This is a genomic window from Flexilinea flocculi (assembly GCF_001192795.1).
GTDB lineage: Bacteria > Chloroflexota > Anaerolineae > Anaerolineales > Anaerolineaceae > Flexilinea > Flexilinea flocculi.
Genome location: NZ_DF968181.1, coordinates 2256049 through 2279147 on the forward strand (window position 1 = coordinate 2256049; position 23099 = coordinate 2279147).

Sequence of the window (23099 nt, forward strand, 5' to 3'; positions counted from 1 at the left end):
TGTTTCCTCATAAATCAAATTATTTTTGAGGTAGTAATTCGAAATATGGATTGACCTTTCGAATAAAAAGAGAAAATTTATTGTTGTGATGTTTTTGCGTAAAGCGTGCAAACATTACAACAATAAAAGATCTTCTCCATTTCGAATTGCTGTTTTTGAAGTAATTATAACAAGGAAAACCATTATAATTTTGCCATATGAAAAAGCATCTCCCCATTTTATTTATTATGATGATCACTGGTTTTTCCATCGCATTAACCTTGTTCCAATTAATGCCGGGGAATAACCTCTCGCCAAAAAAAGCGCTTCTGCTCATAGCTGGGTTTTTGATTGGAGCGCTATTATCTGCGGGCATTTACTGCCTGTTAAAAAAGATATGTATTATTCCGAAAAAAACGATTGTCCTTTTTTTTGTCTTGTCAATCTGCATTTCTCCAGTTCTTACCGGATTATTCCATCTCAGTCTCCCCCAAAAAGAAATTCTCCTCAAATCCCGGAATATTTCAATAAAAATTCTTGATGCCTCATTTGGCAGCGGGGACGTCGGAATCCGCTTTTTGTCATTGAATAATGGATATCGCGGTATCTCATTTTCAGATTTCTTGCAATCCGGGAGTTGGCAGCGGCAGAATGATGAGCTTTTTTTACGTGACATGAACGAACAAGCAACGCTCTTTTTTCAGGGAAAAACTGGCAGAATCGCAGAGCTCTTTTTCTTGTCAGGTAAAAAAGCCGGTGTTGTGGAAATTGACTGGGGAGATGGGATCACTGAGGTTGTTGATCTGAATGCCAAATTAGACGCTCCGGTTTCGAAAAGAATCGTGCATGATTTTGGAATTTCAACAGAAAACTACGAGAAAGCGAATTTCTTTTTTAACCTTCTGTCAGTCGTTATTCCCCTTTTCTTGTTTTTATGGCTCATTCAACTGATTCTATGGATTTTTGTACATACAAGGTCAAAAAAATTCAAGATATTATTTACAGTGTTAACGGTATTCACAATTTTTTATCGGGTAATCAGTGTGTATCATTTCCCGTTAGGCTGGGATGAGGGCACTTACTCGCGTGCTGCAATGCGCTATTCAGAAAAAATCTTGTCATTCAAAGCATTGGAAATCCCCACAATTTTGTATAACCATGAGCATCCTGCTTTCGTCAAATTGACATTTGCAATTCCCGCATCCATGGATGGCAGAGCTTATTATGCACGATTTGGTTGGAATAACATCAATAATGCAAACCTCGGAAAAGAAGATTACACCATTTTTACAGGCAGGATGGTCAGCGCAGTTTTTAGTATCTGGCTGATCCAGGCAGTATGTCTCCTGATCCATCCGCTTGCAGCATTTTTCCTGATCATCGATTCTCTGGCAGCAGAATATGGCGCACAGGCAAGATTGGAAGCTTTACCGATGTTATTTTCATTTTTGAGCATCTGGTTTTTCAATCAATTCATTGACCTGATAAAAAAAGAACAAAGAAAAAAGTCCTTAAAATCTCTTGCTTTTTCGTCACTTTTTTTAGGAATGACAGCAGCCTGCAAAATCATTTATTGCGTGATTGCTTTCCCGATGCTGATCATCACAATTGAAACTTTTTTTCAGAAAAAGACTCGTTGGAGATTTTTGGCTTTATCGATGATATGTATGGCTTTTTGTTCGTTAGCATCTTTCTATGTATTCAATCCATCGCTGTGGTACACGCCGGTAGAAAGAATAAAAATGATGTTATCTTTTCATGAACAATATCAGACAAAAGCCGGAGATATATATCCTTTCTGGCAGCCACTGGCATGGGTTACGCGATCTGTCGCTCACCAATCCGGCAGATACTTTGAAAAGAGCCCGCTTGCCAAAGCACCGCAAAACTTTCTGTTTTCTTGTGATGAACTGATTTTTCTGCTTGCCTGTATCGGAGCAAAAGACCTCTTTAAAAAACAGAGAATATACATTTACTGGTTTCTCTTTGGCATGATTTTTATGTTTCTCTGGGGAACAAAATGGGAACAATATGCCTGTATTGTTGTTGTCCCAATTTGCATCGCTGCCTATTATGGATGCATCAGAGCAGCCAGATGGCTGATCCCAGGTTAACAATTCGAAATAGGAACAAGCTTTTCGAATTGAGATACACAACAGGTTGTTGTATTATTTAAAAATTTCGAATTGCTGATGCCATGTTAGAATTAATACACTCAAAGAAAAAAGAATTTGAATCCGAATCAGGGAAAAAGGAGTAAGGTGGATAGGAAAAAGCTTCATCGCCAGCAGGTGAAAAAACAAATTATTTTACCGGCTATTCTGATAGCAATCATTATTCTTCTCTTGATTGGATTGTTAATTTTTCTTAGCGTGAATAGCCCTGAAACGGTTAAAAAAATTTCGGACTTCACCATTTTCATCCTGATCGTGATTTTAATTCTGGCAGAACTGATTTTGATCTTTATGCTGATGAACGGAATTAGCAAAACAGCCGATTGGATAAAAAAAATACCTGAAATCACTGATCCGCAACAGGGAAAAATTGAGTCATTAAATCAAATCGTCGACGATATTCTTAAAAAGTCGTATGAACCGATGATTAAAGTAAAATCCTGGAGTTTTGCTTTAAAATCAATCCTGGATCGAAAGAAATCCGACAAACACGAATAGCAGAAATCAGCAGTTCTTTATTTGAACCAAGCTTACGAATAAAGAAAATAAAAAAGAATACTTTTTTTTCGCTATGAAATAACAAGCATGAATTCGAAATATGGGCAGGATTCTTTGTTGTTGTGATGTTTTTGTGCGAAGTGCAAAAATTACACAACAACAAGTTTTTCCCGATTGATTCGAATAACAAGTCTATATTTCAAATTATCGGATGAAAAAAATGAATCGGGATTTTCTGCTTCCGTCAATAAAAATGTTTCGCTGAGGTTATTATGGAAAACAAAAACTGGAAATTAAAAACGTTGCTTTTAGGAGCAGGTATCGGATTATTTAGGGGTTGTTCCTAAAGGAAATATTTGTTAAGGATGGCATAAAACTACGAGTAAAATTGGATAAAAAAGGATCTTTCTGATACAATTAGTGCACGGAAAAAAGCAAAAAGAACCAAAAAACCTTGCATCAATCAGAAAGAAAAGCCGATGTATCTGCGAAAGAATCAACAGCAAGATTTGTGTAAAACCGCTCAGTGGTATCAATTCGATCGGAATTTAAATCCGGAAAACCGATGGGTAAGATTAGCAGAAATCATCCCATGGGATAGTTTTGAAAAAGAATATGCCAAACAATTTTCTGAGAAATCCCGGCACACAGCGCATCCGGTAAGAATGGGATTGGGGACGTTGATAATCCAGCGAATGATGGATTTGTCAGATCGGAAAACGATAGAAGCAATTGTGGAAAGTCCGTACTTACAATACTTTATCGGGTTGGAAAGGTTTGAATTTGAGCTGCCATTCAGTTACAGTATGTTGAGCAAATGGCGAGACAGGATCGATCTGGGGATGATTATGGGACTGATTGAGGAAATCGGACGTCCCGGAGAAAATTCAAATACGGCTGGAAAAAAGAGCGATGATGAGAGAAAAGGTGACAACAAGGGCGAACTGATAATTGATGCAACTTGCGTACCCTCCGATATACGATATCCGAAAGATACCGATCTATTGAATGAAGGAAGGGAAAAGCAGGAAAAAATCATCGACATCATGTATGCTGGAAGCAGCGAACGGAAAAAGAAACCAAGGACTTATCGAAAAACTGCCCGAAAAAAGTATTTGATGTTTGCAAAGAACCGGAATCCAAGTCAAAGAGCGATCCGAAATGCAATAAAAGCACAAATCGGCTATGTCAGGAGGAATTTCAAAACTATCGATCAGATGCTGGAAAAAGAGCCGGGTTTAATTGAATTATTGAGTGAGAAACAAAAAAGGGAATTGGAGACAACTCGTCTGGTATATCAACAACAGGAGGAAATGTATCGCGCAAAAAAGCATAATGTCGAAAACCGGATTGTCAGCATTTCACAGCCATACATTCGTCCGATTGTCCGGGGAAAAGCAAAAAATAAAACAGAATTCGGAGCAAAGATATCGATCAGCGTAATTGATGGGTATTCATATTTGGATCGCGTCCAATTCGATTCCTACAATGAAAGTGAAGACCTTTGGTCACAGATAGAAGCGTATAAACTTCGCACGGGGCATTATCCGGAAGCTGTTCTGGCAGATCAAATCTATCGAACAAAAGAAAACCGGCGAAAATGTGCTGAATTAGGAATACGACTGAGTGGGCCAAAACTTGGCAGAAAACAGGTCAATCAGGAGAAAGCGGAAAGAAAAATTGCCCAAATGGATTCCAGAAAACGGAATGCTGTTGAAGGCAAATTTGGTGAAGGGAAACGGTTCTATGGAATGGATTGTATCAAAGGAAAGACTGAACATACATGCAAGGTCATGATTGCTCTGTATTTTGTAGTTCTGAACTTAGCTAAAAGGCTAAGAGATTTTTTGTCGCAATTTTTAGATTGGATTTTAATCCTGTGCAAGTTCAATATTTTCATTAATTTTGGAAGAAAAAATGGGGCTATTCCACAACTTGCATAATATGGAACAACCCCTANNGGGGTTGTTCCTAAAGGAAATATTTGTTAAGGATGGCATAAAACTACGAGTAAAATTGGATAAAAAAGGATCTTTCTGATACAATTAGTGCACGGAAAAAAGCAAAAAGAACCAAAAAACCTTGCATCAATCAGAAAGAAAAGCCGATGTATCTGCGAAAGAATCAACAGCAAGATTTGTGTAAAACCGCTCAGTGGTATCAATTCGATCGGAATTTAAATCCGGAAAACCGATGGGTAAGATTAGCAGAAATCATCCCATGGGATAGTTTTGAAAAAGAATATGCCAAACAATTTTCTGAGAAATCCCGGCACACAGCGCATCCGGTAAGAATGGGATTGGGGACGTTGATAATCCAGCGAATGATGGATTTGTCAGATCGGAAAACGATAGAAGCAATTGTGGAAAGTCCGTACTTACAATACTTTATCGGGTTGGAAAGGTTTGAATTTGAGCTGCCATTCAGTTACAGTATGTTGAGCAAATGGCGAGACAGGATCGATCTGGGGATGATTATGGGACTGATTGAGGAAATCGGACGTCCCGGAGAAAATTCAAATACGGCTGGAAAAAAGAGCGATGATGAGAGAAAAGGTGACAACAAGGGCGAACTGATAATTGATGCAACTTGCGTACCCTCCGATATACGATATCCGAAAGATACCGATCTATTGAATGAAGGAAGGGAAAAGCAGGAAAAAATCATCGACATCATGTATGCTGGAAGCAGCGAACGGAAAAAGAAACCAAGGACTTATCGAAAAACTGCCCGAAAAAAGTATTTGATGTTTGCAAAGAACCGGAATCCAAGTCAAAGAGCGATCCGAAATGCAATAAAAGCACAAATCGGCTATGTCAGGAGGAATTTCAAAACTATCGATCAGATGCTGGAAAAAGAGCCGGGTTTAATTGAATTATTGAGTGAGAAACAAAAAAGGGAATTGGAGACAACTCGTCTGGTATATCAACAACAGGAGGAAATGTATCGCGCAAAAAAGCATAATGTCGAAAACCGGATTGTCAGCATTTCACAGCCATACATTCGTCCGATTGTCCGGGGAAAAGCAAAAAATAAAACAGAATTCGGAGCAAAGATATCGATCAGCGTAATTGATGGGTATTCATATTTGGATCGCGTCCAATTCGATTCCTACAATGAAAGTGAAGACCTTTGGTCACAGATAGAAGCGTATAAACTTCGCACGGGGCATTATCCGGAAGCTGTTCTGGCAGATCAAATCTATCGAACAAAAGAAAACCGGCGAAAATGTGCTGAATTAGGAATACGACTGAGTGGGCCAAAACTTGGCAGAAAACAGGTCAATCAGGAGAAAGCGGAAAGAAAAATTGCCCAAATGGATTCCAGAAAACGGAATGCTGTTGAAGGCAAATTTGGTGAAGGGAAACGGTTCTATGGAATGGATTGTATCAAAGGAAAGACTGAACATACATGCAAGGTCATGATTGCTCTGTATTTTGTAGTTCTGAACTTAGCTAAAAGGCTAAGAGATTTTTTGTCGCAATTTTTAGATTGGATTTTAATCCTGTGCAAGTTCAATATTTTCATTAATTTTGGAAGAAAAAATGGGGCTATTCCACAACTTGCATAATATGGAACAACCCCTATTTACAGGATTAATTATGGCTTATATCAAGATACAAAGAGCAGAATCAAAACATGAGATGATTCAATTTAATTCAAAAGATACCGCTAAAGTAGGTTTGGCAGTCGTTGAGATTCTAAAAAAACTCATCTGAATCATGTCGGAATTCCCTTACCTTCCATATATTTTGGTCGGTTCCCTTACAAGAGATTTCATTATTGCGCCAGGCGGCAAACCGCTGAATGACATTCAAGGCGGGCACCTTTTTTACGCTGCTGCGGGATTATATCATTGGGAAAAACAAATTGGGCTGGTTTCCAGAATCGGCACACGATATCCCAGTGAATGGCTTGAGAAATTGCGGCAGTTGGGAATGGATACTCGCGGTATTAAACAAACGAATCTGCCGCTGGATCAAAGATTCTTTATCAGCTTCAGCGATCATGGAGAAAAATCGAATCAACAGCCTCTTGCCCATTACGCTGAAGAAGGATTGGATTTTCCCAAAGAATTATTAGGTTATTCTGCGCCTGTTTTTCATGATGACAGTCTTACGGAAAGAAGCATTCAAACAATCATCGCCAGGGACATTCCAAGCGATTATCTGGATTCCAGATGCATCCACTTTTGTCCGATGGATTTTCTGACACATAATTTAATTACCCAGCATTTTTTACAGCATGGACAAAAAATAATCACCATGGAAGCCGGCGATGGTTATATGGTGCCGTCTTTTTATAAATATCTGCCCAATTTAGTACATGGCATTACTGCATTTATCACATCAGAATCTAAAATCAGACGCCTTTTTTTTGAGAAACGAATCGATGATCTGTGGCAGATGGCTGATGAAATTGCCGGATGGGGCATTGACCTGGTGGTTGTTATGAAAGAAAACCATGAAAACCTTCTGTTGGATAAAATTCATCGCCAACGTGTTCGGTTAAAAGCTTATTCAACAAAGATCATCAATTTAGTGGGAATCAGTTCTGCTTTCTGCGGTGGATTTATTGCAGGATTGAACGAGACATATGATCCGGCTTTGGCGCTGGTTTACGGGAATGTGGCAGCTTCATTTGTTTTTGAAGGGAATAATCCCTACTACTCCATGGATGTATTCCCGGGATTGACAGAAGCAAGAATCGAATCCATGAAACAATATTTGGTCATTGAATGATGTTCAGAAACGAAGCCACAAAACTGATTACAGAGAGTAAAATTCTGATATTGTTATCATTTTTTCCCGATTGATGCAAGTATTAAGTCTATATTTCGAATTGCTGTAATTTGACCCTTTTTCGACAAAAATCCGTATACTGTTAACGAAACAAAAAAATTTATAATTTATCATTGAAGATGTGTCTTTTTTTTAAGAATTGAACGTTTTTTCACATATGAATTATGAAAATAATTCGATCAGTATCCTTTGGAGGGAAGATGAAAAGAATCAGTAATTTTTTAACAGGTGTCCTCATAGGCGGAATTGCCGGTGTAGTAATCACGATTTTAGCCGCTCCTGAAAAAGGTAGCGAATGGCTGGATGAAATTCAAAAGAAATCGCAGGACATATTGGTCGAATTCAATCGAGCTGCTCAGGAATATCGTGAAGAAATGGAAAAAGATTTAGAAAAACGGCGAAATCCTTCCAATTAGTCTCCAAGTATTCCTTCGATTCAAGGTTTCAAATAAACGAGGAACTTTCGATAAATTATCAAAAAAAATCAAGAGGTCTGCGTCTTTTCCAAATTTCGGAACGCGAAATCAATTTAATATTTGGCGGCTCTTTTTTGGGGGATAATGATTGAATCAGGTTATTCTAATCGCGTGATTTTCATGGAATAATCAGCATTTTGCGAAGCATATCGATTCATAGCGCTGACGCCGAAATAACATGCGTTAGTTTCTACATCGTTAAAATTACAGTGATACACGGTGGAGCCGCTGTGATCAATCCGTGCAATTTCCGTAGTGTAAGAATCACCGGAACGCCTGAGAAATATATTCACAAAGGGCTGCGGTACCTGATTATATAATCGCAAGAATCCGGATGACTTCCAATACCCTTGATCCGATTCGGCATCATCATAGAAATTGACCGCGTCAACCCGAATATTATCAATCAGAGCACCGTCAGCAACGAGCGCCTGATCCGTGATGTAATCAAATCGTATGGATACTTTCTTCCCCGCAAAAGCAGACAAGTCGATCTGTTCATGGCGGATTCCGTTGCTGTTTCCCGTATAACCCCAGCCTAAATTAAACCCTGACTGATTCCGATCAGAGCCCAGGAGTGTCGGAAAGTTTTCCCAGGATAAACCACCGTCTTCTGAAAAAGACACATACATAAAATCAAATTGTTCTTCTAAAGAATAATCGATATCATATTCCAATATGATATCTTCTCCCAATTTGATCGATTGAAAATCGAAATCACGCTGCAGACTTGTTTCCGAATTATTGACGGCATTGGTCCACCAGGAATAATTTCCACTGATCGGTTTTCGGTTTGTTATTGATACAAATTCGTTTCCTGAAAACTCAATCTGATAATTCCCGTCGGGACAAATCATCTGATAATAATCGACACCGTATTGCATAACTTCCGACGATAAAACCCCGTTGCTGCAATCGAGCGAATGTATCACATCCGATTGAGCCGAAATCGGTGGCTCATAATCGGTGTAACGGTAATTTGCATATGGATGCCCGATCAGATACGCCAAATTGGTCACGATCCAATCTGTAAACAGATCATCAGCGGTCAGCGCTTCCTTCGCTCCGTGGTACTCGGTTAAAGCCGCATCCAGTCCATCCAGGTTATTCTCCGGCTGCTGAACTACTTTTTGAATGAAGTCCAGTCCCAACCGGTCAGTCATATATTTGAAAAATAAAAAAGATCCGCCATAATAAGGAATTCCGGAATCTTTCACAGGCCAAATGGTCAATGATTTATCCGGATTGGAAAGATACAATTGTTCATAAATTGTATTGACGCGTGTATTGAGCAAATATTCTGCCAAACCGGATAAACCTTCATCAATCGCTGAACCCTCATTTTGATCGTAAGCGAAATGGATCATATGCTGATATTCATGAGTCAACGTGTTCGAGATATGGAAAACGTCATTTTTCATCAGGCTCGTATTCAGAATAAATAATTCCATCGCATTGGAATGCGCTGACGCCCAGGCAGGATCCTCATCTCTGGAAGAAAAATAACCAAGAATATTAGCGCCGGTTTTTCCGGTAAATAACACATGAATATAGGGATCATTATCAACACCCGGTGATAATTCGCTGCCAAAGACCGCATGCTCAAATGGATATAGTTCTTTATCAAATTTTTCCAACTCTGAATAAAAATCCTCAGTAATCCATGCGAGCGCTTCCCGTTCCACCCAGCAGACAATATGTCCGCCTATAAATTGAATAATCGCTTCTGTTTCGAGCGTCTCGCTGGTATCGGTATTGATAACCCAAAAGGAACGTTCCATCCCGGTCTTCCAAACCGGAGGTGCAGAGATTTCCTCCGGTATGCTGCTAACCAAACCGAACCTACGGGCAATCTGTACACGATCTGACGGTTCAACTTCTGTCTTCTGTAAAACAGACAGCATTTGATCTGCCAAATATTGGTCATATTCTTTTGAATCGACTTTAGATTTCGTTAATAAATTTGAGGAAAGTATTACCAGACACAGACTGGTTATGATCAACGAATGCTTCACAAGTCGCCTCGATTCAAAACAGAATCCTATCCCTCAGTTTTCAGCGATTTGAAAAATTTGGAAAATTCTCTAAATCGCTGACTCATATTACAAATCATATCTTCGCCTTCACAGAATTAGACGACAGTGGAGATTTTACACTGCTGATAATTCCGGTACTGGTCCACAGATAAGGCAATGCAAAAGTATCCAGACTGAAACCCTCCAAAAGAAAAGCAATCAGAACAAAACAGCCCATCCAACCGATCGTTTGAATTAACCGGGAATTATGCTGCGTCATCATTTTCGCTTTGATCCAGACATTCAGAATCCATGTGAAAAAAAATGAAAATCCAAATATTCCGGTTTCAGCCAGGATTCGAATCCAGAGGCTTTTGATATTTAATAACGTTTCTGTCCGAAACAATAAATCGCGTACTTCAACCAGTTTCAATGCATAAGCGCTCAAGGTATTCGGCATATAAAAACCTGCATGTCCTAAACCAATCCCCAGGAGCGGAAATTGATTAAATATTTTGAAACCGCTATCCCAATACACAAAGCGTGCCGCCAGACTTAGTTTTTCAGCAAGATACATCAGCGGATCACTTCTTCCACGCAAATCAAGCTGAAACAAATTGGCCATTCGGTAATCCAATTTGCTGAGCGTCCAACCTAAAAACACAAGGAACGCCAGAATCAGTAAAATAATCATCAAAATAATCAGTATTGAGATTGTATTGCTTCTGTATTTTCGCAGCAATCGGGAACGTCTTCGCCAAAGAGATGAGAATACAAAAAAGGTCACTGTCAACAAGAATGCAACCAAACCGACACGTGAAAGCGTCAAATATAAAATCCCCATGCCGAACAGGAACAGGAATCTTTCAAAAGTCAGCCATCCAAAGCGCCGGCGGTGTGAAGTAAAGCCAGTAATCGTCGATGCAAACCACAATGGCAGATACAGTAAATTTAACTGATGCGCCAGCCAGGATGGTTCCAGTGCAAATCCGACAAAACGCTGCCGGTATAAAGGACCGATCGAAAGAAAAAAATGAATCTCCTTCATCCAATTCGGGTAGCGATAACTGGAATACCAGAAAACAGCCTGTAAAAATGTCCACAGGAGAACAATAAAACCGCTCCAATTGAAAACGCGCAATGTGAAACGCAGTCTGCTTTCATCCTGAACCCAAAGCGAAGACGCCAGATAGAATCCGAATCCAACCAACAAAGTAAGGACTGCAGAAATCGAAGCAGAATATACACTTGCGTTTTTATAATCCGGAATTGCATAAAAAAATGAAATCAACGTGGCAATCAGGCTGATGATTATAAAACAAATCAGCGGAATCGCATTTTCAGACAGATAATTACCAGATAGAAGCCGCGGAAAAACATAGAAAAACAGAATTATCACCAACAAAAGACCTGATGGTGCGGCAACAACATCGGAATGCACCAGTTTCACAACCAGCGGCATTGATGTGATCGGAAGCAAAAAAAAGAATGCGAAAAAAATTCCGTACCATAACCTGGATTCCACGATCCGAAAAATGTTTCGTCTCAAGCTCATTTTCGTCATACGATCATCAGATTTCCGAATCTGACAGCTCTGATTGATCCACACCAGGGCTTTGTAATTTCGCCGAAGATTCATTTAAAAAGAAAATACTGAAAAGGAACAAAAACAATCCGATCGTTGAACCGAAGAATGTCAAGAAGCCGTGGGAAGATCCGTTTTGTCTTAAATCGATATGATCCAGATTCATCGGTCCAAATAAAATCGCTGAGGAAATTCCATGAGAAAGCAGCCGTTCCTGAGTGGTTTCTTCTGCGGTTTTCTGTAATTGGTTCAACAGCGTTTCAAAATCCGGTTCATCACAGACGACAGGAGGGATGCCGTTCACAGAATCCTGAATACAGGACTCCAATCCGGCTGATCGTATTTCGAGCATTTCTGCCTGTCTCGCATGGTTCTGGCTTTCTGCCAAAGCCTCATAGGCTGTCTCCAGCCATAAACGGGCTTGTGTAACAGCCATTACTGCGTCATCATTGCTGACGGTCAGAGACCAGTAATCAATCGTCCGTTGGATTCGAGCATCTTTTCGAAAATTTTCCACTGAACATGCCTCCGAATGATTACAGACGGATTGCAACACAAAATCAGAGTTGATGATATCTTCTGCAATACCCAGCATCCGGTCTTCTTCCAGTTCGTCCAGCGAACCTGTACGATTATGATCAATAGCAGTCGTCAAATAGACAGAAGCACTATAAGCATGCGGAAGAATATAAAACAGCAAAAATCCTGCAATTCCTCCGATGATCATCAGAATCGCACACTTTCGCCAATGGTATATGAGAATTTCAGCGTAAGTTTTCATTGTAAAAATATTATAAATGAGTAATGCCTTTTTTTCTCTAATAATCCGGCAAGTCGAAATATTGACCAACCTTTCGAATCCATCGAGATAACCTATTGAAGTGTTGTTTTTACGCTTCACGCAAAAACAACACTCCCCATATTTCGAATCATTGCAGATTACTGAGAAAAAACTTTCATCGTGCATAAAGTATAATAATGAATATTTCTAATGGATCTATAAGGAGAAAGCTATTCGAAATATTGACAAGACAATCGAATCAATCGAGAAAATTCCTCATAACCCGAATCATGGATAATAAGACAGGAATTCAAAAAAAAGCGAATAGACTTTTTCTCATGAATCGACGGATTGTCAGTTTTTCGAATTGCTTATAAGGAGAAATAATGAAACAACTCCTGCAAAACATGAAAAATGGCACTACAGAAGTAAAAGACATCCCAATACCCCGTCCCGCCCAAGGAATGGCATTGGTTCAGACAGCATATTCGCTGGTTTCAGCCGGTACAGAAAAAATGCTCGTCGAATTTGCTGAGAAAAATATTTTCGAAAAAGCAGCATCAAGGCCGGATTTAGTAAAACAGGTTCTTGACAAAGCCAAACGAGAAGGAGCGCTGACCACGCTTGAAAGTGCATTTCATCGTCTGGATCAACCGCTATACCCCGGTTATTCATCCTCCGGAACGATCATTGCTTTGGGTGATGGCATGACGGGATTTCAGGTTGGAGACCGGGTAGCATGCGGAGGCGGAAAATATGCTGTTCATGCGGAATATTGCACTATTCCCAAGAATCTGCTTGTCAAGATCCCTGCAGAAGTCCATTTTGAAGAAGCAGCTTTTGCCACATTAGGTTCTGTTGCCATCCACGGTTTCCGTTTGGCAGCACCGCAGTTGAACGACACGGTCTTAGTAATCGGGTTAGGTTTATTGGGATTGATGACCATCCAGGTTGCACTGGCAGCAGGCTGTCATGTTTTAGGGCTCGATATTTCTCAGGATCGCGTTAAACTTGCCAAAGAATTAGGAGCAAATGCCTGTTTACGAACAGAAATTGAATCGCTCTCCAATCCCTTTACAAAAAGCCGCGGATTCGATCATGTTCTGATCTGCGCTGGAAGTAAAGACAATGATTCAATCGAACTAGCCGGACAGTTGTGCCGTGACCGCGGGAATGTGATTGCCATAGGCGCAGTCGGGCTGGATATACCCCGTAAACTTTATTATGAAAAAGAAATCAATTTCCGCGTCTCACGCTCTTACGGACCCGGCCGGTATGACACAGAATACGAAGAAAAAGGACACGATTATCCGCTCGGTTTCGTCCGATGGACAGAAGGCCGTAACATGGAGAGTTTTATTGACTTAATCGCCTCCGGGAAAATGAATGTCAAAAAATTGATCACACATCGAATTCCGATCGAAGATGGTCAAAAAGCATATGAACTGATCACCGGCAAAACAGGTGAACGCTTTCTCGGCGTTTTGCTGGAATATCAAAATAACACTGAAGCGTATCAACAGAATAAACCAATTCAACTCTCCCACAGAAATCATCCACTTGCCATCACAATCGGTGTGCTGGGCGCCGGAAATTATGCAACAGCCACTTTCTTACCTGCGCTCAAGAAATGTACAAAACCGTTCTGTTTGCTTAGCATCGCATCCGGCAGCGGAAGCAGCGCACGGCATGCCGCCGACAAATTCGGTTTTGAAAAAGTGGATACCTCCGGTAATGCAATCCTGGACGATCCGGCCGTCAACACGGTTGCGCTGCTGACTCGGCATCATCTGCATGGTTCTCAAGTTCTGCGAGCAATTCAAAACGGAAAAAATGTTTATTGCGAGAAACCGCTGGCATTAACCATCGAAGAACTTGAATGTATTTATCAAGCCATTCAAATCCATTCAGAACCTATTTTAACCGTTGGATATAATCGACGTTTTTCTCCGATGGGAAAGAAATTATACGAATTCTTTTCAGATTGTCCAGAGCCGGTCGCCATGCATTATACAATCAACGCCGGATATATTCAGCCCAACCACTGGACACAGGATCCTGCAATTGGCGGGCGCAGAATCATCGGAGAATGTTGTCATTTTATTGACATGCTGCAATTTATTTCCCGATCGCATCCAACCAGCGTCTATTCGATTGCATTACCGGATAATGGACGTTATAACCAGGACAATGTGAGTCTACAGATAAAATTTGATAATGGGTCCATCGGAACTATCAGTTACCTGGCAAATGGCGACAAATCTTATCCCAAAGAACGATTTGAAGTCTTTGGAGGTGGAAAAATCGCAGTTTTGAACGATTTCCGAACGCTTGAGACGTGGGACAAAGGAAATCATCATCAGATAAAATCCATCCTGCGACAAGATAAAGGGCATTCGGCATCCTTGCAAATGTTCATCAATGCCATCCTGGAAGGATCCAAGTGGCCAATACCGATGGAAGACCTTTTCTACACTTCATTGGCGAGTTTTGCGGCTGTCAAATCCATTCAGGAAAACGATGTGATTTCGATACCCAACCTGAGTTCTTTCAATGGTCATGAAGAATAGTCCCATCCGCACATGCAAAAAATCGCTCATCTCCGAAAAACGCTGCAATCGCTGAAACCGTTTCAAATTCGGAATTATTTTATTTACATTGTCCGGCTGCGGCTTGGTGCCTATAAAAAAGCAGCGCCCAAATTTACCAGTAATGAAATTGGCAGATTTCGACCGTTGAATGTTCCTGTATCCGATCAAGTTCTGCCTTTTTTACTGGCTGATTCAAATCGCATCGAAGAAACTGCACAAAAGATCCTTAATGGACGTTTTTTCCCTTTTATGAAAAACGTGAGTGAAGTTCTCAGTCTTAAACCTGAAAACCCCTCACTTCACTGGACGAAAATTCATCCTGGACAAAATGAAGATATCAAACTGATTTGGGAACCAGCTCGTTTCTCATGGATGTATTCTCTTGTTCGCGCATGGATGATTTCAAAAAATCCGGTTTACCAGGATTATTTTTGGACACAAATTCAGCATTTCAATGATCAGAATCCTGCATATTTTGGAGAGAACTGGTTTTCTGCGCAGGAATCGGCTATGCGCATCATCACGTTGTCCTTCTGCGCCAGTGTTTTTCTGAAATCGTCTCCATCGGACAATAAAAATCTTGCGATTTTATCAAAAATGATTTACGAACATGCCTGCCGCATCCCTTCAACTTTAAGGTACGCGCGATCGCAAAACAATAATCATTGGTTAAGCGATGCAGCCGGTCTTATGACTGCCGCGTGTGTTCTGCCGGCAGCAAGACAATCGGAATATTGGTTCCGTTTAGGCTGGAGGGAATTCCAAAATGCATTAAACCATCAAATTTTACCTGATGGTGCTTACATTCAATATAGTCCGAATTATCATCGCTTGATGTTGGAACTGGTCCTTTGGGTCAATCAATTGCTCTCTTTGAAAAGAATCGAATGGCCTGAAAACCTCCATCAGAAAATCGGCCGATCGATCACATGGCTCATTAAACACACAGATCACATCAGCGGAAGCGTTTGTAATATTGGTCATAATGATGGATCGAATCTATTCCCTTTGGGCGGTGAATATCAGGATTTTCGTCCAGTATTACAGGCTCTCAGCAAGTTATTTCTGGCACAAACCGTATTTCCTGTCGGACCGTGGGATGAATTGTATAACTGGTTTATCGATCGCCCGCTCCCAACCAGTTCAATTTTCCCCTGCACCGAGTCCCGATCCTATCTTGACGATACGATCCTACGAATCGGGGATGATCACGATTGGGCTTTGCTGCAGGTATCCGGGTTTCAAAGCCGTCCAGCGCATGATGACCAATTGAATATTCATATTTTCCATAATGGGAGATATCTCGCACTCGATGCCGGAACGTATCGTTATAACAGCGCTCCGCCTTGGAATAATGGACTGAAAACAGCGTTTGTCCATAATTCATTATTAATCAATCAAATTGAACCGATGGACGATGCGGGAAAATTCCTTTGGCTGGACTGGGACCAGGCACGAATCCTTAAGAAAACAGCTTCATCTGCAGAGGCAGAACACTTTGCATATCAAAAAATTGGATTGAAACACACCCGTACGCTTGAAAGAGATGAAGGCTGGATGATCACAGATCGTATCATTCCAATTTCGTCCTCACGAAAAGCGGGTGATTTTCATTTCCGACTTCATTGGCTGCTTCCGGATCTTGACTTTCAGATACAGAAGATCGAATCCGGATGGAAATTAGCCACACCGGAATTCAATCTCGCGGTTACAAATGCCGCAATACCATTGACAATACGTCTTATTCGGGCAGGGAAACCCGTATACTCTACGGAAGATTCGTTTGAACAGGAAGCCATACAAGCTATTTCAGGCTGGTTTTCAAGGACTTACGACGAACGAATACCGGCATTGTCCCTAATTATTACGGGAAAAGCGCCAGCGCCCTTTACCCTGCAAACCGAATGGCGGTTTCCATGAACGGGATTAATTCAGTAAATGTGAACGCTTAACCAGCAATTCGCAACGTATTTCCGATTCAGATCCGTCCCAATGATTCGAAATATGAAATGATTCCTTGTTGATCCTAAAGGTTAATCCATATTTCGAACTGATCGATGCAATCATTTCAGCAAAATCGTTGTGATAAAATGAAATTCGTCATAAGCAAGGTTTTGAAACAAATAATTCGAAATATAAGTCGAACTTTCGAATCAATCGAGAAAAAATGCATATTTTATTGATCCATCAGGCTTTTACAACTACCGGAAATGCAGGAGGAACCAGGCATTTTGAAATAGCCAGGTATCTTGCTACGAAAGGGCATCAGATTACAGTAATCACAAGCCCGGTCAGTTACTTGACCGGAGAAAAAGAAAACGCCGCAAAAGCCTCAAAAGTCGATGGCATCAACATTCTTTACAGTTACACCAGTAAAGGAATGCATAAAGGTTTTTTTTCGCGTTTGTGCGCATTTTTCAGTTTCATGATTTCTTCTTTTTTCAAGGCTTTATCCGTCCCGGATGTAGATATCGTCTGGGGAACCTCACCAAATCTATTTCAGGGATTGACTGCCTGGCTCAGCGCCAAATGCAAAAAAGCCGGTTTTTTATTTGAAATCCGCGATCTTTGGCCGGATTTTGCGATCGAACTTGGCGTTCTGACAAATCCATTATTAATTTATTTTTCAAAAAAACTTGAAAAATTCCTGTATCTGCATGCGGATCGGTTGATTGTAAATTCACCTGGGTTTATCCCCTCCATCCAAAAAAAATGTGGAAAGATTCCAGCTCTGGTTGCAAACGGCTCTGACCCGGAAATGTTCCGCTCATCGGATCAAGGAGAAACCTTTCGCAAAGAATACCATCTTGACCAATCATTTGTGGTTATGTATTGCGGAGCACACGGTCCGGCCAATGATCTGGATATCGTACTGGATGCAGCGGATATGCTTCGCAACCGTCAAGACATTAAATTTGTGCTGGTTGGCAGTGGCAAAGACAAAACCAGATTGATGGAAAATGCTTCTCAAAAAAAATTAAAGAATGTGATTTTCACACCACCCGTATCAAAAGAAAATATTGCGAATGTGATGGCAGCTTCGGATATGGGGCTTGCGATACTAAAACCCATCCCATTATTTAAAACAACGTATCCAAATAAAGTTTTTGACACAATGGCAGCAGGAAAACCGGTCCTACTTCAAATCGACGGCGTGATCCGGGAGCTTGTCGAAACCTACGATGCCGGTATTTTTATCGAACCCGGAAACGCCGAGGCACTGGCAAATGCGGTAACTGCGATGGCTGCTGATCGGGAACGATGCAGGGAAATGGGAATGAACGGATATCAAGCCATCTGTAAGGATTTTTCACGTGAAAGAGCGGCGAATTTGATTGAAAACATCATGAAAACGATGTTGAAAAAATAAATTTGTTTTCGTCATGAAGAGGAAAGTTTTTGTTGTACATATGTTTTTGCGCGGTGTGTAAAAACATATGTACAACAATGAATTCTTTTCATATTTCAAATTAATAGAATGGTCATAACACCTGAAAACGGATAAGAAGTCTGTGCTAAAATTGACTTTATTGTAGTAGTCTTTTTTTAAAAATCGATTCTGAAAGTATCGGCACAACAGGCTTATGATCTCAAAAAAATCAAAAAATGACATCAATAATAAATGGCTGCAAATGAACCTCCCGCAGGTCGGTGAGCTGTCGAAAATCGATCCTTGGTGGGGATTGGTTGTACTGGTCCTGGCGCTCATCATCCTGCTGACATTTTTAAGACCTGATCCATATCAACGCATCATAAACTTTACCGAGGATGGAATTTTCGTCACACTTGAGGTAACGGTCATATCTTTTATCTTGACTATGTTTTTCGGACTGATTGCAGGATTAGGGCGAGTCTCGAAGCATAAAGTAGTATATGGGTTGACCTCTTTATACATTGAGCTTGTGCGTGGTGTTCCATTGTTAGTTCAATTATTGGTATGGTATTTTGCATTTCCTGCAATCGTTATAAAAATCGGGGAATCATTAAATATTGAACCTTTGAAGAATTTCCTCGCAAATCCAGTCATGATGGCAATCATCGGAATTTCTTTTTGCTACGCTGCTTATATGGCTGAAATTGTCAGAGCGGGAATCGAATCACTTCCCGCAGGACAGATGGAAGCTGCACGTTCACTTGGCATGACAAAATGGGAATCCATGCGATATGTGATTCTTCCTCAGGCATATCGAACGATTATGCCGGCAATTGGTAATGAATTCATTTCTTTATTAAAAGATTCATCTTTGGTTTCCGTTGTAGCTGTCGCTGATTTGACCCGCAGAGGCAGGGAATTTATGTCAAAAACATTCCTTCCCATCGAAACATGGGCAATGATCGCCTTATTGTATTTGCTGATGACGTTGATTTCAGCCCGTATCGTGAAAATCATTGAAAAGAAGACGAAGATGGAGAAATAACATGGAAGAAACACCAATCATTCAGATCAAAGATGTTCACAAATACTTCAGCGGAAACGATGTTCACGCATTGAGAGGCGTATCGCTCGATATTTACAAAGGGGAAGTGGTAATGATCATCGGGCCATCCGGTTCCGGTAAATCCACACTTCTCCGCAGTATCAACAATTTGGAAGAAATCGATTATGGAGACATCATTGTTAACGGCCTTTCGGTTGTAAATCACAAAGACATCAACAAGCTGCGCATGGAAGTCGGGATGGTTTTTCAGCAGTTCAACCTATTTCCTCATTTGTCTGTATTGAAAAATATCATGCTGGCACAAGAAGTTGTACGCAAACGCAGTGAAAAAGAAGCGTTAAAAAATGCAATGATCCTTCTGGACAAAGTTGGAATTCCGGATAAAGCGGAATCTTTTCCCTCACAACTCTCCGGAGGACAGCAACAGCGGGTAGCAATTGCCCGTGCCCTCGCGATGAATCCAAAAATCATGCTGTTCGATGAGCCCACCAGTGCGCTTGATCCGGAAATGATCCAGGAAGTACTGGAAGTTATGATTCAACTTGCAAAGGAAGGGATGACCATGGTAGTCGTCTCGCATGAAATGGGATTTGCCAGAGCTGCCGCTGACCGTTGTATTCTGATGGACGAAGGGAAAATCGTTGAAGAAGCTCCAAAAGACGAACTTTTCCAAAATCCGAAAGAAGAACGAACGAAAGTTTTTCTCAGTAAAATTTTATAAATTTTTGACCTAAAGACACTCCGAAAAGTCATTTTCGGAGGTTTTTTATTTATATCTTACACACATCAAATAAAAAAAGGAACATCAATTCATGGAACTTTTTGAGCAAGCGATTGTAAGGACTCCTAGTGAGAATTTTGCAGATGGCATTACGCCGGGATTCCTGGGCAGAGCTGATACAGCCCTTGCCAGGGAACAACATAAAGCATATATTCGCGCATTAGAACAATGCGGTTTACGAGTCACCGTGTTAGCAGAGGACAACGATTATCCGGATTCCTGTTTTATCGAAGATCCAGCAATTGTGACAGACCGAGTTGCAGTAATTGCCGGTTTTCAGGCTCCCTCCAGAAAAGGGGAGGAAAAGAAAGTTCTTCCGTTGATTGAAAAACTCTATGGGACAAAAATTGAAATAATTCAATCACCAGGCACAGTGGAAGGCGGAGATATATGCCAGGTCGGCACACACTTTTTTATCGGATTATCGCGCCGAACGAATGATGAAGGGGCTCGCCAGCTTTCCGAAATCCTGAAAAAATACGGCTTTACCAGCAGTACTATCAGCATCCGCGATTACAAATCCGTTCTTCACTTAAAAACTGGCATGTCTTATCTGGGTGATCATACGTTCATTTCCATTCCGCAAATTGCGAATGATCCGGAATTGAAAGCATTTAATCGGATTGTGACAACAGAAGAAGAGGGATACGCATCGAATTGTATCCGCATCAACGATTATGTGATCATCCCACAGGGTTTCGATCGTACGATTGAACAGGTTGAAAAAGCAGGTTTTAAAACAATTCCGGTTCCAATGAGTGAATTTGAAAAACAGGATGGCGGATTGAGCTGTCTGTCGCTGCGCATCCCCAAATTAAATCTATAAATTGATAATGCCAGGTGGAATCCGCTTGAATTCAGCGATTCCGAACATGTATTGTATGTATTGTCAGTTTATTGATCTTCTTGCGAAATCAATAAACTGACAATTTTTATTTATTTGATTAATACTTTAGATTGCTTCGTCGGGCTGATGCCCGCCTCACAATGACAGCGTGCCATGGGAGCCTTACACAGGAGGTGAAGCAATCTTCTGCCACATGAGAATGAAGAAAAAGAGGTGTACCGGAATCCCGATGCACCTCTTCTTTTCATTTTTGAAAGATGGACACGCCTGAATTGATCTTGTCCATTTAGAAAAATTGGTTATTCCGCAACAGCAAAATACTTTTTCACCAGTTCGTCGATCTTACCGCTTTCCTTTAATTTTTTCAACGCATCATTGAATTTCGCCTGAAGATCAGTCTCTTTCTTGCAGAATGCGAAGCCTAAATCTTCAGAAGAATAAAGCTCGCCCGTGGTCTGCAGTCCACCAAGAGAATTGACATACCCCTCGGCAACAGTGTTATCAGTCAAAACAGCATTAATTTGCTTATTCTTAAGATCCATGAAGGCAAGATCAATGGTATCGTAGCCTTTATAGGTTACAAGACCTTCCTCTTCCCATTCTTGAGCCATCAGAGCGCCCGTTGTCCCGGTTTGAGCACCAATTGTTTTTCCTTTGAAGTCTTCTTTATTAACAAGGCCGGTGACTCCTTCATTGATCGACATAATCTGACCGACAGCATAATATGGATCAGAGAAAAGCATCGTTTCTTTCCGTTCATCCGTAATGGAAATCCCTGAGGCCCCAGCATCATATTGGCATTGAGATAAACCGGCAATCACAGCGTCAAAAGCGACGTTGACAAATTCAACTTTCAGATCTTCTACTTCAGCGATTGCGTTGACCAATTCGATATCGAAACCGGTCAATTCCTTTGATTCCTCATCGACCATTTCAAATGGAGGCCATGTTGCATCAGTAGCAATCCGAATTACATCGTCAGATGCCGCTTCTGCGGATTGAAAAAATGCAAAACCACTAATGGCTGCAACAGCCAAAACAATAATTGCAAAAATTATTCCTTTTTTCATGATTGAATTCTCCCAATTGGATTATATTTCGTCAATTTTAGCATAGATGCATATTTTATGATCGATAAATTCAAAATTTATGAGTTTTTATTGGCACTGCGTAATTCGAAATATCGACTTGTTATTCGAATCAATCGAAAATTACTTGTTATCGTAATGTTTTTGTGCGAAGTGTAAAAATATCACAACAATAAAGAACTCTTCTTACTTTTCAGATCACAGGCCTGTATGTCGAAAAATGAATAAGATATGTTAAGATTAATTCATAATAGAAAGTTATTCTTCAAACAGGAGTTGAAATGAAAAAAAGAATTCTAAAAATTAGCTTGGTGCCATTAATCGTCCTATTTTTGACGTTAAGCTTCGCTCCCATCCCCCAGGATCAGACGCCACTGATTTCCATCGATATGAATGCGCTGATAAAACAAATCGAAACAGCCGTGACCGAGAAATTTGATGCCGCTCTTTCAGCATTGGATTTGCGTGTGAAGACACTGGAAGAAAAAGTTGCCTCTTATGAAAAACAGGTTGCTACACTTTCGATCATTGCAAATATGCCGACGGCAACAAAAACAGCAATTCCCAGAGGAACCTTAACTCCGACGGCTGAACCTACCCGAACACCGAATCCCTCGGGATATGATTGTGAAGCAAAGGTTAATAGTCCCTATTACTATGGGCAATTCAACCGCGGTTCCGTTTTTTCCTTCCAGGTTGAAATTACAAACATCGGTCCAAAAACCTGGGGCAAAGAAGTGACCATTCAATACCTGAGCGGTCTAAAAGCTGAAGTAGATAAACAATATGCCTATGCACTACCAGTTGAAAGCGTCGTCCCTGAAGAAACATTTCTGATCAATATTCCGATGAAGGCGCCGGAAGAAACTAATGCGAACGGTAAATTTGAAGCAACTTATGCACTGTCCAACGGCGAAGAAAATTTTTGCGAATTCAGTTATCAGATTTACGTACCGTAAGACAATATTCGATCTCATCAGCAATTCTCCCTCGTTTCGAATTGCTGATGAAAATTTAAAAATATCTTGATGGCTCAATAATCA

The 23099-nt window shown here is 40.7% G+C and carries 17 protein-coding genes; 13 read left to right on the forward strand and 4 right to left on the reverse strand.

The features are described from left to right. The first annotated feature begins 197 nt into the window (after positions 1 to 197). The 6 genes from ATC1_RS14325 to ATC1_RS14350 all read left to right on the forward strand — a co-directional run bounded on the left by ATC1_RS14325 (position 198) and on the right by ATC1_RS14350 (position 7869). Positions 198 to 2093: a hypothetical protein gene (locus tag ATC1_RS14325; RefSeq protein WP_062283843.1), complete on the forward strand. Its 1896-nt coding sequence runs from the start codon at positions 198 to 200 to the stop codon at positions 2091 to 2093. A 147-nt stretch (positions 2094 to 2240) separates the two neighbouring features. Then, a complete protein-coding gene (locus tag ATC1_RS14330) occupies positions 2241 to 2651 on the forward strand; it encodes a hypothetical protein (RefSeq protein WP_062283846.1) in 411 nt (136 codons plus the stop codon). 479 nt (positions 2652 to 3130) lie between these two features. Further along, positions 3131 to 4594 carry an IS5 family transposase gene (locus tag ATC1_RS14335; RefSeq protein ID WP_062277905.1) on the forward strand — a complete coding sequence of 488 codons (1464 nt, stop codon included), beginning with the start codon at positions 3131 to 3133 and terminating at the stop codon, positions 4592 to 4594. Between the two features lie 164 nt (positions 4595 to 4758). Continuing rightward, complete coding sequence (locus ATC1_RS14340; protein ID WP_062277905.1) at positions 4759 to 6222, forward strand: IS5 family transposase; 1464 nt, start codon at positions 4759 to 4761, stop codon at positions 6220 to 6222. 151 nt (positions 6223 to 6373) lie between these two features. After that, positions 6374 to 7393, forward strand: a complete 1020-nt coding sequence (locus tag ATC1_RS14345; RefSeq protein ID WP_062283849.1) for a carbohydrate kinase family protein — start codon at positions 6374 to 6376, stop codon at positions 7391 to 7393. 260 nt (positions 7394 to 7653) lie between these two features. Then, on the forward strand, positions 7654 to 7869 hold the full coding sequence (locus ATC1_RS14350; RefSeq protein WP_062283850.1) for a YtxH domain-containing protein: 216 nt from the start codon (positions 7654 to 7656) through the stop codon (positions 7867 to 7869). A 158-nt stretch (positions 7870 to 8027) separates the two neighbouring features. Here the strand turns inward: ATC1_RS14350 and ATC1_RS14355 are convergent, their stop codons facing one another. The 3 genes from ATC1_RS14355 to ATC1_RS14365 form a co-directional block, all read right to left on the reverse strand. Continuing rightward, entirely contained in the window at positions 8028 to 9944 is a 1917-nt protein-coding gene (locus ATC1_RS14355) for a M6 family metallopeptidase (protein ID WP_062283853.1), read from the reverse strand. Between the two features lie 94 nt (positions 9945 to 10038). After that, the gene (locus ATC1_RS14360) at positions 10039 to 11508 is read right to left on the reverse strand and encodes an O-antigen ligase family protein (RefSeq protein WP_062283854.1); all 1470 of its coding nucleotides are present in this window, start codon (positions 11506 to 11508) and stop codon (positions 10039 to 10041) included. A gap of 7 nt (positions 11509 to 11515) precedes the next feature. Beyond that, a complete protein-coding gene (locus ATC1_RS14365) occupies positions 11516 to 12310 on the reverse strand; it encodes a YveK family protein (RefSeq protein ID WP_062283857.1) in 795 nt (264 codons plus the stop codon). Between the two features lie 386 nt (positions 12311 to 12696). Between ATC1_RS14365 and ATC1_RS14370 the strand changes: the two genes are divergently transcribed. The 6 genes from ATC1_RS14370 to ATC1_RS14395 all read left to right on the forward strand — a co-directional run bounded on the left by ATC1_RS14370 (position 12697) and on the right by ATC1_RS14395 (position 20947). Further along, positions 12697 to 14880 carry a bi-domain-containing oxidoreductase gene (locus ATC1_RS14370; RefSeq protein ID WP_062283860.1) on the forward strand — a complete coding sequence of 728 codons (2184 nt, stop codon included), beginning with the start codon at positions 12697 to 12699 and terminating at the stop codon, positions 14878 to 14880. 12 nt (positions 14881 to 14892) lie between these two features. After that, entirely contained in the window at positions 14893 to 16821 is a 1929-nt protein-coding gene (locus ATC1_RS14375) for an alginate lyase family protein (protein WP_062283863.1), read from the forward strand. A 247-nt stretch (positions 16822 to 17068) separates the two neighbouring features. Beyond that, entirely contained in the window at positions 17069 to 18271 is a 1203-nt protein-coding gene (locus tag ATC1_RS14380) for a glycosyltransferase family 4 protein (RefSeq protein WP_062283866.1), read from the forward strand. Between the two features lie 214 nt (positions 18272 to 18485). Beyond that, positions 18486 to 19319, forward strand: coding sequence for an amino acid ABC transporter permease (locus ATC1_RS14385; RefSeq protein WP_062283868.1), 834 nt, complete (start codon positions 18486 to 18488; stop codon positions 19317 to 19319). A 1-nt stretch (position 19320) separates the two neighbouring features. Then, the gene (locus ATC1_RS14390; protein ID WP_236688146.1) at positions 19321 to 20061 is read left to right on the forward strand and encodes an amino acid ABC transporter ATP-binding protein; all 741 of its coding nucleotides are present in this window, start codon (positions 19321 to 19323) and stop codon (positions 20059 to 20061) included. A 91-nt stretch (positions 20062 to 20152) separates the two neighbouring features. Next, complete coding sequence (locus tag ATC1_RS14395; RefSeq protein ID WP_062283871.1) at positions 20153 to 20947, forward strand: dimethylarginine dimethylaminohydrolase family protein; 795 nt, start codon at positions 20153 to 20155, stop codon at positions 20945 to 20947. A gap of 320 nt (positions 20948 to 21267) precedes the next feature. Here ATC1_RS14395 and ATC1_RS14400 read toward each other — a convergent pair whose 3' ends face one another. Continuing rightward, positions 21268 to 22038 (reverse strand): basic amino acid ABC transporter substrate-binding protein, encoded by a 771-nt coding sequence (locus ATC1_RS14400; protein WP_062283874.1) that lies wholly within the window; start codon positions 22036 to 22038, stop codon positions 21268 to 21270. 299 nt (positions 22039 to 22337) lie between these two features. Here ATC1_RS14400 and ATC1_RS14405 point away from each other — a divergent pair, with 299 nt between their 5' ends. Further along, entirely contained in the window at positions 22338 to 23015 is a 678-nt protein-coding gene (locus ATC1_RS14405; protein ID WP_062283877.1) for a hypothetical protein, read from the forward strand. Positions 23016 to 23099 lie beyond the last annotated feature (84 nt).

What these genes read in the sequence shown, in the direction of transcription:
- ATC1_RS14345 (WP_062283849.1), top strand. Translation starts at nt 6,374, where the DNA reads ATGTCGGAATTCCCTTACCTTCCATATATTTTGGTCGGTTCCCTTACA.
- ATC1_RS14400 (WP_062283874.1), bottom strand. Translation starts at nt 22,038, where the DNA reads ATGAAAAAAGGAATAATTTTTGCAATTATTGTTTTGGCTGTTGCAGCC.
- ATC1_RS14340 (WP_062277905.1), top strand. Translation starts at nt 4,759, where the DNA reads ATGTATCTGCGAAAGAATCAACAGCAAGATTTGTGTAAAACCGCTCAG.
- ATC1_RS14405 (WP_062283877.1), top strand. Translation starts at nt 22,338, where the DNA reads ATGAAAAAAAGAATTCTAAAAATTAGCTTGGTGCCATTAATCGTCCTA.
- ATC1_RS14395 (WP_062283871.1), top strand. Translation starts at nt 20,153, where the DNA reads ATGGAACTTTTTGAGCAAGCGATTGTAAGGACTCCTAGTGAGAATTTT.
- ATC1_RS14380 (WP_062283866.1), top strand. Translation starts at nt 17,069, where the DNA reads ATGCATATTTTATTGATCCATCAGGCTTTTACAACTACCGGAAATGCA.
- ATC1_RS14360 (WP_062283854.1), bottom strand. Translation starts at nt 11,508, where the DNA reads ATGACGAAAATGAGCTTGAGACGAAACATTTTTCGGATCGTGGAATCC.
- ATC1_RS14325 (WP_062283843.1), top strand. Translation starts at nt 198, where the DNA reads ATGAAAAAGCATCTCCCCATTTTATTTATTATGATGATCACTGGTTTT.
- ATC1_RS14385 (WP_062283868.1), top strand. Translation starts at nt 18,486, where the DNA reads ATGATCTCAAAAAAATCAAAAAATGACATCAATAATAAATGGCTGCAA.
- ATC1_RS14335 (WP_062277905.1), top strand. Translation starts at nt 3,131, where the DNA reads ATGTATCTGCGAAAGAATCAACAGCAAGATTTGTGTAAAACCGCTCAG.
- ATC1_RS14350 (WP_062283850.1), top strand. Translation starts at nt 7,654, where the DNA reads ATGAAAAGAATCAGTAATTTTTTAACAGGTGTCCTCATAGGCGGAATT.
- ATC1_RS14390 (WP_236688146.1), top strand. Translation starts at nt 19,321, where the DNA reads ATGGAAGAAACACCAATCATTCAGATCAAAGATGTTCACAAATACTTC.
- ATC1_RS14370 (WP_062283860.1), top strand. Translation starts at nt 12,697, where the DNA reads ATGAAACAACTCCTGCAAAACATGAAAAATGGCACTACAGAAGTAAAA.
- ATC1_RS14365 (WP_062283857.1), bottom strand. Translation starts at nt 12,310, where the DNA reads ATGAAAACTTACGCTGAAATTCTCATATACCATTGGCGAAAGTGTGCG.
- ATC1_RS14375 (WP_062283863.1), top strand. Translation starts at nt 14,893, where the DNA reads ATGCAAAAAATCGCTCATCTCCGAAAAACGCTGCAATCGCTGAAACCG.